Source organism: Microbacterium sp. 4NA327F11 (assembly GCF_005503465.1).
Classification (GTDB): domain Bacteria; phylum Actinomycetota; class Actinomycetes; order Actinomycetales; family Microbacteriaceae; genus Microbacterium; species Microbacterium ginsengisoli.
In genome coordinates this window covers 1-12,447 of record NZ_SCOB01000034.1, presented here as the reverse complement: position 1 = coordinate 12,447, position 12,447 = coordinate 1, and the positions used below count along the sequence as shown (strand labels likewise).

8 protein-coding genes are annotated in these 12,447 nt (G+C 68.8%); 2 read left to right on the top strand and 6 right to left on the bottom strand.

The features are described 5' to 3' along the window. Positions 1 to 293 precede the first annotated feature (293 nt). Both FFS51_RS13885 and FFS51_RS13880 read left to right on the top strand, forming a co-directional pair. Positions 294 to 2,162 (top strand): ABC transporter ATP-binding protein, encoded by a 1,869-nt coding sequence (locus FFS51_RS13885; RefSeq protein ID WP_137878704.1) that lies wholly within the window; start codon positions 294 to 296, stop codon positions 2,160 to 2,162. Beyond that, positions 2,159 to 3,973 carry an ABC transporter ATP-binding protein gene (locus FFS51_RS13880; protein ID WP_137878703.1) on the top strand — a complete coding sequence of 605 codons (1,815 nt, stop codon included), beginning with the start codon at positions 2,159 to 2,161 and terminating at the stop codon, positions 3,971 to 3,973. The genes FFS51_RS13885 and FFS51_RS13880 overlap by 4 nt, the downstream gene beginning before the upstream one ends. 216 nt (positions 3,974 to 4,189) lie before the next feature. On the opposite strand, the gene FFS51_RS13875 is transcribed toward FFS51_RS13880, so the two are convergent. The 6 genes from FFS51_RS13875 to FFS51_RS13850 all read right to left on the bottom strand — a co-directional run bounded on the left by FFS51_RS13875 (position 4,190) and on the right by FFS51_RS13850 (position 12,198). Next, positions 4,190 to 5,587, bottom strand: coding sequence for a glycoside hydrolase family 1 protein (locus FFS51_RS13875; RefSeq protein WP_137878702.1), 1,398 nt, complete (start codon positions 5,585 to 5,587; stop codon positions 4,190 to 4,192). Beyond that, a complete protein-coding gene (yicI, locus tag FFS51_RS13870) occupies positions 5,584 to 7,812 on the bottom strand; it encodes an alpha-xylosidase (protein WP_137878701.1) in 2,229 nt (742 codons plus the stop codon). Before yicI ends, FFS51_RS13875 begins: the two co-directional genes overlap by 4 nt. After that, positions 7,812 to 8,705: a carbohydrate ABC transporter permease gene (locus tag FFS51_RS13865; protein WP_137878700.1), complete on the bottom strand. Its 894-nt coding sequence runs from the start codon at positions 8,703 to 8,705 to the stop codon at positions 7,812 to 7,814. The genes yicI and FFS51_RS13865 overlap by 1 nt, the downstream gene beginning before the upstream one ends. Next, on the bottom strand, positions 8,705 to 9,682 hold the full coding sequence (locus tag FFS51_RS13860; protein ID WP_045245917.1) for a carbohydrate ABC transporter permease: 978 nt from the start codon (positions 9,680 to 9,682) through the stop codon (positions 8,705 to 8,707). The genes FFS51_RS13865 and FFS51_RS13860 overlap by 1 nt, the downstream gene beginning before the upstream one ends. 64 nt (positions 9,683 to 9,746) lie before the next feature. Further along, the gene (locus FFS51_RS13855; RefSeq protein ID WP_137878699.1) at positions 9,747 to 11,060 is read right to left on the bottom strand and encodes an ABC transporter substrate-binding protein; all 1,314 of its coding nucleotides are present in this window, start codon (positions 11,058 to 11,060) and stop codon (positions 9,747 to 9,749) included. Positions 11,061 to 11,166: 106 nt separating this feature from the next. Then, positions 11,167 to 12,198: a LacI family DNA-binding transcriptional regulator gene (locus FFS51_RS13850; RefSeq protein WP_137878698.1), complete on the bottom strand. Its 1,032-nt coding sequence runs from the start codon at positions 12,196 to 12,198 to the stop codon at positions 11,167 to 11,169. Positions 12,199 to 12,447 lie beyond the last annotated feature (249 nt).

Genomic DNA, 12,447 nt, shown 5'->3' with positions numbered 1-12,447 from the left:
CTCCCCCGCCCGATCTCCGCCACCGAATCCACACGTTGTCGCCGAATCAACGCGCCGCCGACGTCGCTATGGCGTGGATTCGGCGACAACGTGTGGATTCGGTGGCGGAGATCGGGCGGGGGAGTGCGCGGCGCGGAGGGTGCGCGGCAGGCTGTGGATGCCACGGCTCGCGCCGCGCCGGCACCCGCGGGAATCCGCGGCGACACGCCAGCGTTGCGCTCCGGAGAAGCTGGGAATAAGCTGGAGGGCTCGCCACTCGGCGGACCTCCCCCCACACGACACACAGCATCACCATGACTCAGCGACCCCAGGAACAGCTCTCCACCCTGCGCGCGCTCGCGCGCCTCATCCCCTTCGCCCGTCCGGTGCTCCCGCGCCTCGCGGCCGGCTTCGCGTCCGCGCTCGGTGCGGCGATCGTGAGCCTCGTCATTCCGATCGTGCTCCAGATCACCGTCGACGGGCCGATCGCGCAGGCCAACATCGCCCTCATCATCTGGGCGTCGCTCGGGGTGCTCGCCCTCGGCGTGCTCGAGGCGCTGTTCGTGTTCCTGCGCCGCGCGTTCGTGCTGACGCCGGCGACCGGTGTCGAGTTCGAGATCCGCCAGCAGTTCTACCGGCGCCTGCAGCGTCTGCCCGTCGCCTTCCACGACCGGTGGCAGTCGGGGCAGCTGCTCAGCCGCATGATGCAGGACATCAACCTCGTGCGCCGGTGGCTCGCGTTCGGCTCGATCCTGCTCGTCGTGAACCTCATGACGGTGCTCATCGGCGCGGTGCTGCTGTTCAACTGGCACTGGGCGCTCGGCACCACCTTCCTCGTCGTCTCGGTGCCGCTGTGGTACTTCGGCTTCCGGTTCGAGCGGCAGTACGGCCGTCTCGCACGCCTCAGCCAGGACCAGGCCGGTGACCTCGCCACCGCGGTCGAGGAGAGCGTGCACGGCATCCGCGTGCTCAAGGCGTTCGGCCGTGGCCCCCACGCCCTGCGGAAGTTCACCCGTCAGGTCGAGTCGCTGCGTGCGACCGAGCTCGGCAAGGCCCGCGAAGTCGGCACCCTGTGGTTCTGGCTCGAGGTCGTGCCGATGGTCGCCTTCGCGCTCTGCCTGCTGGTCGGCATCCTGCTGGCCAGCTCAGGTCAGCTGAGCGTCGGCGAGCTGTTCGCGTTCTTCGCGATGGCGACCGCGCTGCGGTGGCCTCTCGAGTCGCTCGGGTTCCTGTTCTCGTTCCTCATCGACACGCGCACAGCGACCGACCGCATCTTCGAGGTGCTCGACGAGGAGAACACGATCGTCGACCCCGAGACGCCGTCGACGGTCGTCGACCCGCGCGGGCGGCTCGTCTTCCGCGGCGCGCGGTTCCGCTACCAGGATGCCCCGGCGACCGAGCGCGATCTGCTCGACGGCATCGACCTCGAGCTCGAGCCCGGCGAGACCATGGCGCTCGTCGGACTCACCGGCTCCGGCAAGACGACGCTCACGACCCTGCCCGGACGCCTGTACGACGTCACCGGGGGCTCGGTCGAGATCGACGGCGTCGACGTGCGCGACCTGCGGCTCGACGAGCTGCGTCGCCACATCGCGATGGCGTTCGAGGATGCCACGCTGTTCTCGGCGTCCGTGCGCGAGAACGTGCTGCTCGGCCGTGACGATCTCGACGTGCGCAGCCCCGAGGCCGAGGCGGTGCTCGCCGAAGCGCTCGAGATCGCGCAGGCCCAGTTCGCCTACGACCTGCCGCAGGGCGTCGACACGACCGTCGGCGAGGAGGGTCTGAGTCTCTCCGGCGGTCAGCGTCAGCGCCTCGCGCTCGCCCGCGCTGTCGCGGCGGCGCCGTCGGTGCTCGTGCTCGACGACCCGCTTTCGGCGCTCGACGTCGAGACCGAGGCCAAGGTCGAGGCGGCACTGCGTCGCGTGCTGGCCACCACGACCGCGCTGATCGTCGCCCACCGTCCCTCGACCGTGGCGCTCGCCGACCGGGTCGCAGTGCTGGAAGACGGCCGCATCACTGCGGTCGGCACCCACTCCGACCTGCTGCGCGACAGCGAGCACTACCGCTTCGTGATCTCGAGCCTCGAGATCGAGAGCGAGCAGCGGCGCGAGGCATCCGATGATGACCATCGGTACGACGAAACCGGTCCGATCGATCTGAGCGAGAGCGAGGTGCGGGCATGAGCACCACCGTGCAGGGCACCCAGGGCGAAGACCGCAACGACTACACCGCAGCCGAGAGTCGGGCGATCCGTCGCCGTTCGCTGCGCCTGCTCGGCTCCCTCGTCTCGCCGATGAAAGGACTGCTGAGCCTCACCGCGATCGTCGTCATCGCCTCGACGGGCTTGCGCGTGCTCGGTCCCGCGCTCATCGCGTACGGCATCGACAACGCCCTGCCGGCGGTGCTGCAGAACGCCGATTGGATGCCGGCGGCCGCCGTCACCGCCGTCTACATCGTCACGGGCATCAGCGGCGCGCTGCTGATCGGCTGGTTCGTCGTGCTCTCGGCTCGGCTCACCCAGGCGATCCTCATGGACCTGCGCACCCGCATCTTCCGGCACACCCAGCGACTCAGCCTCGAGTTCCACGAGACGTACACCTCGGGTCGCATCATCTCGCGGCAGACGAGCGACCTGGAGTCGATCCGCGAGTTGCTCGACGGCGGACTGAACCAGCTCGTGCAGGGCGCGCTCTACGGCATCTTCACGCTGGTGGCGCTCTTCCTGATCGACTGGCAGTCGGGGCTCGTGCTCGTCGCAATGGGCATCCCGCTCGTGCTGCTCATGCGCTGGTTCTACCTCGAGTCCCAGAAGGGCTTCCGCGAGTCGCGCGTCGTGAGCGCCCGTCTCATCGTGCACTTCGTCGAGACGATGACCGGCATCCGCGCGGTGAAGGCGTTCCGCAAGGAACGCCGCAACGACGAGGAGTTCGCCGAGGTCGCCAGCGACTACCGGCGCGTGAACCTCAGCCTCGTGAAGCTGTACGGCGTTCTCGACCCGGGTCTCATCCTGCTCGCGAACGTCACGATGGCGGTCGTGCTGGTGTGGGGTGCGGTGCGCGTGACCGGCGGCTTCCTCGAGATCGGTGTGCTGCTGGCCGCCGTGCTCTACATCCGCAACTTCTTCAGCCCGCTCGAAGAGGTCGCGATGTTCCTCAACTCTTACCAGTCGGCCACGGCGGCGCTCGAGAAGGTGTCAGGCGTGCTCGAGGAGTCGCCGAGTGTGCCCGACCCCGCCACGCCGACCGCCCTGCCGAACGCGCGCGGTGCGGTGCGGTTCGACGAGGTGCAGTTCGCGTACGGCAACGGCCGCGTCATCCTGCCGGACTTCTCCCTCGACATCCCGGCGGGTCAGACGATCGCGCTCGTCGGCACCACGGGAGCCGGCAAGTCGACGCTGGCGAAGCTGATCTCGCGCTTCTACGACCCGACTCGGGGAGCGGTGACGCTCGACGGTGTCGACCTGCGTGCGCTGTCGCAGGGTGACCTTCGCCGGGCGATCGTGATGGTCACGCAGGAGGCGTACCTGTTCAGCGGCACGGTCGCCGACAACATCGCGCTCGGCAAGCCCGACGCGACGATCGATGAGATCCGTGCCGCGGCGCGCGCGGTCGGTGCCGACGGCTTCATCCGGTCGCTTCCGGACGGCTACGACACCGACGTGAACAAGCGCGGCGGTCGCGTCTCGGCCGGTCAGCGGCAGCTGATCTCGTTCGCGCGCGCGTTCCTCGCCAACCCGGCGGTTCTGATCCTCGACGAGGCGACGGCGTCGCTCGACATCCCATCGGAGCGCCTCATCCAGGACGCCCTGCAGACCCTGCTGGCCGACCGCACGGCGATCATCATCGCCCACCGCCTCTCGACGGTCGCGATCGCCGACCGGGTGCTCGTGATGGAGCACGGCCGCATCATCGAGGACGACGCCCCCGCCGCCCTCATCGCGGGAACCGGCACGTTCGCGAAGCTGCACGCCGCCTGGCGCGAGTCGCTGGTGTGAGGATGCCGCGGCCCGCGCTCTGCGCGTCCCGCGGCGCGCTCGCCGCGCTCCTCTCGCCGTCACCCCGCCGAGTCCACGCTCGCCCGCCGAATCCACGCGTTCCTCGCGGGCCCGACGTGTGGACTCGGCGGTGGGGTGTTGATTCGGCGTCGTTCGAGGGCGACAGCGAGGGTGAGGGCGAGAGCGAGGGCGAGAGCGAGGGCGTCTGCGAGGGTGTCAGGGCTGCGAGCGGATGAGGTCGCGGTACCAGAGCGCGCTCGATTTCGGCGTGCGCGCGAGCGTCTCGAAGTCGACGTGCACGATGCCGAACCGCTTCGCGTAGCCGTATCCCCACTCGAAGTTGTCGAGCAGCGACCACACGTAGTACCCGCGCAGATCGACACCCGCATCGAGGGCATCGCGCGCGGCCGCGAAGTGCCGTGCGAGGTAGTCCACTCGCAGCGGGTCGTCGACGCGGCCGTCCGGCGAGACGACGTCGTCGAAAGCCGCGCCGTTCTCGGTGACCATGAGCGGCTGCGCGGGGAACTCGGCCGACAGGGCGAGCAGCAGCTCCGTCAGGCCTTCGGGCGCGATGTTCCAGCCCATCGCCGTGTGAGGACCGGGTTGCTCGACGAACTCGACGATGCCGTCACTGCCCGGCCAGGCGGTCCCGCCCGCCGCGGCCTTGTGCCCGTCGTTGCTCTGGCGGGGGGAGGCTCCGTCCCATAGGCGCACGGTCGCCGTCGAGTAGTAGTTGACCCCGAGTACGTCCAGGGGCTGGTGGACGAGTGCCAGATCGCCGGGCCTCACGAACGACCAGTCCGACACGGCGGACGTGTCCGCCAGCAGATCCGCGGGGTATTCCCCGTGGAGCATGGGCCCGGTGAAGGCGCGGTTCGCGAGGGCGTCGATGCGACGCACGGCCTCGTCGGCGCCGTCGCCGGCACCGCGAAGCACGTGGAAGTTGAGCGTGACCGACAGGTCGGGATCCGCGGTCGAGGATGCGCGCAGGGCCGCCGCACCGAGTCCGTGAGCCAGGTTGAGATGATGCACCGCGGCGAGCGCCGCCCCCGGCTCGGTGCGTCCGGGCGCGTGCCCGCCTTGCCCGTAGCCGAGGTAGGCCGAGCACCAGGGCTCGTTCAACGTCGTGAACGTGTCGACGCGGTCGCCGAGCGCTGCGCCGACGACCGCCGCGTACTCCGCGAACGCCTCCGCGGTCTCGCGCACCGGCCAGCCCCCGGCATCCTCCAGCGGTTGGGGGAGGTCCCAGTGGTACAGCGTCGCGACGGGACGGATGCCGCGTGCTCGGAGCCCGTCCACGAGGCGCGAGTAGAAATCGAGTCCGGCGTTGTTCACTGCGCCGCGCCCGTCGGGAATCACGCGAGGCCACGAGATCGAGAAGCGATAGGCCCGCAGGCCCAGTTCCGCCATGAGGTCGAGGTCGCTCTCCCACCGGTGCAGATGATCGCACGCGACATCGCCGGTGTCGCCGTTCCAGACCTTCCCCGGAGTGCGGCTGAACGTGTCCCAGATCGACGGTCCGCGACCGGCGTCGGTCGCCCCGCCTTCGACCTGGTAGGCGGCGGTCGCCGATCCGAACACGAATCCCGGCGGGAAGACGAGCGGATGCGTCATCCCGTCACCGCCGTGCGGTCGACGTCGAAACTCTGCGCACGCCCATCCGGTGTCGTCACGGTGATCGTCGCGATGCCCGAACCGCCCGGGAAGACCCGCAGCTGCAGGCCGTCGAGGTAGTCGTAATCGGGACGGTCGGTGCGGGCGCCCCAGGGGAGCACCGCTCCGGGCCGCACGTAGAGGGGGAGACTCGTGACGTCGTGCACTTCGCGACGCCAGCCGCCGCCCTCGACGACCTCGCCGGTGAGTAGGTGCGTCCACGGCCCGGCGGGAAGGTAGAACTCCACCTCGCCCGACGCGGACAGCACCGGGGCCACGAGCAGATCAGCGCCGAGCATGTACTGGCGGTCAAGGTAGGCGACGGCCGGGTCGTAGGGGAACTCCAGGATGAGCGGGCGCATCACGGGGGCGCCGGTCGCCGCCGCGGCGATGCCGAGCTGGAAGAGATACGGCATCAGCCGCATCTTCAGATGGGTGAAGACGCGCGTCACCTCCACCGCCTCCTCGTCGAACGACCACGGCACCCGGTAGGACTCGGAGCCGTGGAAGCGGCTGTGGCTCGACAACAGACCGAACGCGGTCCAGCGCTTGAACACCAGCGGCTCGGGCGTGCCTTCGAACCCGCCGATGTCATGGCTCCAGTGCGCGTACCCGCTGAGCGCGAGCGACAGGCCGCCGCGCAGCGTCTCTGCCATCGAGACGAAGCTCGAGGTGTTGTCGCCGCCCCAGTGCACGGGCATCGCCTGGCCGCCGGCTGTTCCCGACCGGGCGAACAGCACCGCCTCGCCCTCTCCCCGCACGCGCACGAGCACGTCGTGCACGGCGCGGTTGTACAGCTGGGCGTAGAGGTTGTGCATGCGCTCCGGATCGGATCCGTCGAACCACGCGACATCCGTCGGGATGCGCTCACCGAAGTCGGTCTTCACGCAGTCGACGCCCTGCCCGAGGAGCACCTCGAGCTTCGACTGGTACCAGGCGACGGCGTCGGGATTCGTGAAGTCGACGAGCCCCATGCCGGCCTGCCACATGTCCCACTGCCACACCGAGCCGTCGTGGCGGCGCACGAGGAATCCCCGCGCAGCACCCTCCTCGAACAGCTCCGAGTGCTGCGCGATGTAGGGGTTGATCCACACGCACACCTTGAGGTCGCGGTCGTGGAGTCGCCGCAGCATCCCCTCGGGATCGGGGAACACCCTCTCATCCCACCGGAAGTCGCACCAGGTGAACTCGCGCATCCAGAAGCAGTCGAAGTGGAAGACCGAGATGGGAAGCTCGCGCCGCGCCATCTCGTCGACGAACGACGTGACCGTTGCCTCGTCGTAGTCGGTCGTGAAGGATGTCGACAGCCACAGGCCGTACGACCATGCCGGAACGATCGGCGGGCGGCCGGTCAGTGCGGTGTACCGTTCGAGAACCTGTGCGGGGGTGGGCCCCGCGATCACGAAGAACTCGATCGCCTCACCCGATACCGAGAACTGCACGCGCTCGACGGCCTCGCTGCCGACCTCGAAGGACACGTGACCCGGGTCGTTCACGAAGACCCCGTATCCGGCCGAGCTCAGGTAGAACGGCACGTTCTTATAGGCCTGTTCGCTGGATGTCCCGCCGTCGGCGTTCCAGATGTCGACCGTCTGCCCGTTCTTCACGAGCGGCCCGAAGCGCTCGCCGAGGCCGTAGACGAGCTCGCCGACGCCGAGGTCGAGCTGCGCGTGCATGAAGTGACGCCGACGCGGCACGCCGGTCTCGGCGGCGGCCCCGTCCACGGGACCCGGGTCGATCGAGGCATCCGCCGCGGTGTGCACCCAGGCCAGGGATCGATGTCCGCTGCCGGTCAGGCGGCGCCCCGCGAGCTCGAACGAGAGATCCCACGCACCCCTCCCGACCCGGGCCCGCAGGTCGCCGGTGACCAGCTCGCCCCCGTCTTCGGTGAGGCGTGCGGCGCCGGCGCGCCCCGCTCCCGGGAGCGGGAAGCCCGGCGTCGCGGGCGTGCCGCGGTGGTGTTCGACGCGCACGCGCACGACCCCCTCCAGCGGCGACGAGAGCGACACCGTGAGCGTCGGGCGGTTCAGCACATCGCCGCGCCGCTCGATCACCTTGGTCGGGGCGAGCACGGTGAGCGCTTCGCCGTCGACCCCGTCCTCGCGGCGGTCGATCTCATAGGCCTCCTGGGCGTAGAGCGCAGCGACTCCCGGTCGCATCTGCCAGAACCCGTCGGTGAACTTCATTACTTGACTGCTCCTGCGGTGATGCCGCGCGTGAGTGTGCGCTGGAAGATGAGGAAGAAGAGGAGGGTGGGGATGATGCCGAGCAGTGCGGACGCGCTCGTCGTGGTGACATCCATCAATCGATCGCCCTGCAGCACGCTGATCGCGACCGGCACCGTCTGGTTCGCGTTCGACACCAGGAATGTGAGCGGGATGAGGAACTCGTTCCACGTCCAGATGAAGAAGAAGATGAGCAGCACCGACAGGGTCGGTCGGCTGATCGGGAACACGACCCGCCACAGGATCTGCCACCGGCTGGCGCCGTCCATCGCGGCGGCCTCGAGCACTTCCTTGGGGAAGGTGCCGTAGACCGCGGACAGGAGGTAGGTGCCGAATGCCGCCTGGATCACGGTGAAGATGATGATGACCGACCAGACGTTGTTGTACAGCCCCACCGCCTTGGCCATGTAGTACAGCGGGTAGAGGAGCGCCTCCTGCGGCAGCAGGTTGGCCAGGAGGAACAGCAGCACGATCCACGTGCGTCCGCGCACGCGGCCGATGCCGATCGCGAAGGCGTTGAGCACCGAGATCAGCACGGCCAGCACGGCGACCATGCCCGAAATGAACACGGAGTTCCACACCTTCTGCGGGAAGTCCACGCGCTGCCAGAACGCGGCGAGACCGTCGAACGAGATGTGCGTCGGGAACGCGAGCGGTCCGCCGTTGGAGTAATCGGCGGGCGTCTTGAACGAGTTCACGAGGATCAGGTAGAACGGCGCGATGATGAGCAGCGCCGCGACGATCGCGAACGCGAGCATCAGCCAGTCGACGCCGCGCGCACGGTTGGCGCGCCGAGGGCGACGGCTCGGGCGGGTCGCCGTGCGTCCCGTCGTGAGAGTCATGGTGTCGGCCATCAGAGTCCCGCCCGTTCCTTGCGCTCGGACGCGTTCTGCGCCCGGATGAACAGCACCGCGACGATCGCGATGACGATGGTGAGCGCGGTGGCGATGGTCGCGCCGTAGCCGACCTGCTGCGCCTGGAAGAACTGGCTGTACGAGTAGTACGACGGCACGATGGTCGCCGTTCCAGGCCCGCCGCGGGTGAGCACGTACACGGGCCCGAACACCTTCAGTGCGGCGATCGTGCAGGTGAGGGCGACCACGTAGATCTCCGGTCGGATGATGCTCACGGTGATCGCGCGGAAGCGCTGGAACCAGTTCGCGCCGTCGAGCTCGGCAGCCTCGTACAGCTCGGGGTCCACGCGCTGGAGGGCCGCCATGAACACGACGACCGGGTAGCCGATCTGCACCCAGACGAGCACCGCCATGATGGCCCACAGCGCCGTGTCGGGGCTGCCGAGCCAGTCGTGGGTCAGGCCGCCGAGGCCGACGGCCTCGAGCAGCGAGTTCAGGGCGCCGTCCTGCGGACGCAGCACCCAGCCGATCACGATGCCGGCGATGGCGACCGGCAGGATCTGCGGGAGGTAGTAGGTGGCCCGCAGGAAGCTCGCGAGTCGACCGCCGAACTTGCGCCCGATGACGTCGAAGAGCAACGCCGCCAGCACCAGCCCGATGATCGTCGGGAGGACGACCATCGCGACGATCATCCAGATGCTGTTCCCGAACGACGTCCAGAACTTCTCATCGCCGAGCAGCCGCGTCCAGTTGGCGAGACCCACCCACACGGGGGGCTTGATCCCCCGCCACGTCGTGAAGCTCAGGTAGACGTTCCAGGCGAGCGGGATGATGATCACCGCCGTGAGGAGCACGAGCCCGGGGACGAGGTAGAGCCAGTACGCACCGCGTCCGGCACGGCCCCGCTGCGGGATGAGCGGTTCGTCGGGAGGAAGGCGTCGAGCGCGGGCGCGCCGGACGAAGGGAACACTGGTCATGGTGGGTCTCTCGCGGTTCGGGTCGGTGGGGGCGGGGCCGGTGAACCGGCCCCGCCCCGGGGTGTCAGCGCATCGTCGAGGCGTACGTCTCGTACTCGCTGCCGAGAGCGGACTGCACCTTCGACGGATCCGTCCCGTTGACCAGGTTCTGCAGTTGGGCGACGAGGGTGTCGTAGAAGGTCGGCGTCGGCCAGTCGGGATAGAACGCGAGCCCGTCCTTGGCGGTGATCGCGTTGAACGCCGAGATCAGCTCTTTGCTCTTTGCGTCGGTGATGTCCGAGGGGTTCGCCGCAACGGGTACGCCACCGTTGTTGCCGATGATCGCCTGGATCTCGGGGCGCATGGTGATGTCGATGAACTTGTAGGCGAGGTCCTTGTTCTTCGCGTTCGCGGGAACCACCCAGAGGTTGCCGGAGGATCCGAGGCTGAGGTCGGAGCCGGGGAAGGGGAAGATGCCCCAGTCGTAGTTCTTGATCTCCGAGGTGAAGCGGCCGTACCACCAGCTGCCGGAGACGAAGATCGGGTACTTGCCGGCGATGAACGCCGTGCCGGCGTCCTCCGCCTTCATCCCGGCGACGTCCTTGGAGATGTAGCCCTTGTCGACGTACTGCTTGAGGGTGTCGGTGGCGTAGCTGATCTGCGTGCCCTGCCAGTCCACGGGCGACTTGTAGAGCTGGTAGTCGTTGACCCAGTTGCGGTCGGCCTTGCTGAGGGCGAGCTGGTACCAGAGCTGGCCGAGCGGGTATTCGGCACCGGCCTCGGCGAGGGGGGTGATGCCCTTGGCGACGAACGCGTCGAGCACCTTCACGAAGTCGTCGTAGGTGGTGGGCACCTGCAGGCCGGCGTCGGCGAACATCTGCTTGTTGTAGTACACGGTCACGAACTCGCCGTAGTTGGGCACGCCGTACCACTTGTCGCCGCCCATGATGCCCTTGTCGTCGTACTTGGCGGTGGTCTGCAGCGACGACGCGAGCTTCTTGTCCCAGCCGTACTGGCTCACCGCGCCGGAGATGTCGGTGAGCAGCCCCTGGCTCGCGAGCAGGCCGGCGGTGGCGTTGCCCTTGTTGTATTCCATGACGTCCGGAGCCTCGTCGGAGTTGAGCACCTGGCTCGCCGTGGAGCGAATCTGCTCGAAGCTCTTCGACTCGTACTCGACCTTGGCGCCGGTCTCCTGTTCGAAGATCTTCACGGCCTCGGCCCAGCCCTTGCCCATCGCGCTGTCCGCGCTCTCGTAGTCCCAGAGCTTGAGCGTGTTGGACGAGTCGGTGGCGGCGGAGCTTCCGGCGCCGGAGCAGCCGGCGAGCACGAGCCCGGCGGCCATGACGAGGCCGACGGCCGCGGCCGCCCGCTTCGCGGTGAGGTGTGATCTGCGTGCCATCGTTGGCACTCCTTTCTCGGTGACCGTCATCGGTCGGGTGTGTGTGGAAGGGACGATGAGTCGAAGCGCTTCGATACCGCGGATGCCACAGCTCGGCGGAGCGGCGTCATCCCGCGCGACGAGCGGCGGCAGGGGGTGGGGCGATCGAGGCGTGAGATCGATAGGTCGGCGGGATGAGGTGGACGCCGGGTGCACAGCGCCCGTCGTCGAGGCAGGCCATCGCGAGCGCGACCGCGCGCTCGCAGGACTCCTCCGGAATCAGCGGGAGGGCGTCGATCGGCGTGCTGAGCGTCGCCGTGTCGAAGGAGGATCCGACCGAGATCAGGGAGATGTCGGTGGGAACGTCGAGGCCGCGCGCGTCGAGCGCGGCGAGTGCGATCACGTGGCAGGTGTCGGAGCAGTGCAGGAGGATGGCCGTCGCCCCGGCGTCGAGCATCTCGGAGATGCCCTGGCGGACCGCCGGAGTGGAGGTCGCGCCCACACCGGTGTGGCGGAAGTCGTGCGCGATCCCATGGTCGTCGGCGCGACGCCGGAAGGCCTCGCGCACGCGGGGAGGGAAGTTCGACCGGTCGTACGAGACTTCGGGATGCCCCAGCATGCCGATGCGCCGGTGGCCGAGGGCCGCGAGACGGTCGACCGCCTCGATGGTCGCGGCCTCGAAGTCCAGGTCGACGCAGACGAGTCCGTCGTGGTCGTCGGGCACGCCGATGAAGACGCTCGGCACCGGGATTCGGCGCGCCAGCGCGACCCGGTCGTCGTCGGGCGCGACGTCGAGCACCAGAACCGCGTCCGCGAGCGCGCTGTCGGCGACCCGCTGCATCCCCGTGGTGGTCTCGGCGTCGGTGAGCAGCAGCACGTCGTAGTCGACCTTCCGCGCCGCGATCGCGGTCGCCAGCACGAACGCCATATGGGTGGGCGCGTGAGTGTCCAGGCGCAGCGGCTCGGTGAGTGCGAAGATGCGGGTGCGTCGGCCGGCGAGCATGCGGGCTCCGGCATTGGGGCGGTAGCCGAGTTCGTCGATCGCAGCCTGGATGCGCCGCCGGGTGTCGACCGCGACGGGCCGCTTGCCGCTCAGGGCGTAGGAGACGGTGCTGATGGACACGCCGGCGGCTCGCGCCACGTCGTCGATCGTCGCCATCTCTGCTCCATCGTCAGGACTTCGAAGCGCTTCGATCGGCGCCTCGACAGGGAGACTATTCAGAGCGGAGGACTTCGCGCAAGTCTTTTGTCGAGATTGCCAACAAATGACGTCGCGCACGCCGGCGGGTGCGCCTCGTCGACGCCGTCGAATCCACCCGCGCGCGTCGAATCCACACCTCCCGCGCGGGCATGACGCGTGGATTCGGCGGGGTCGTGTGGATTCGGTGGAAGTGGGGGAGAGGGGGAG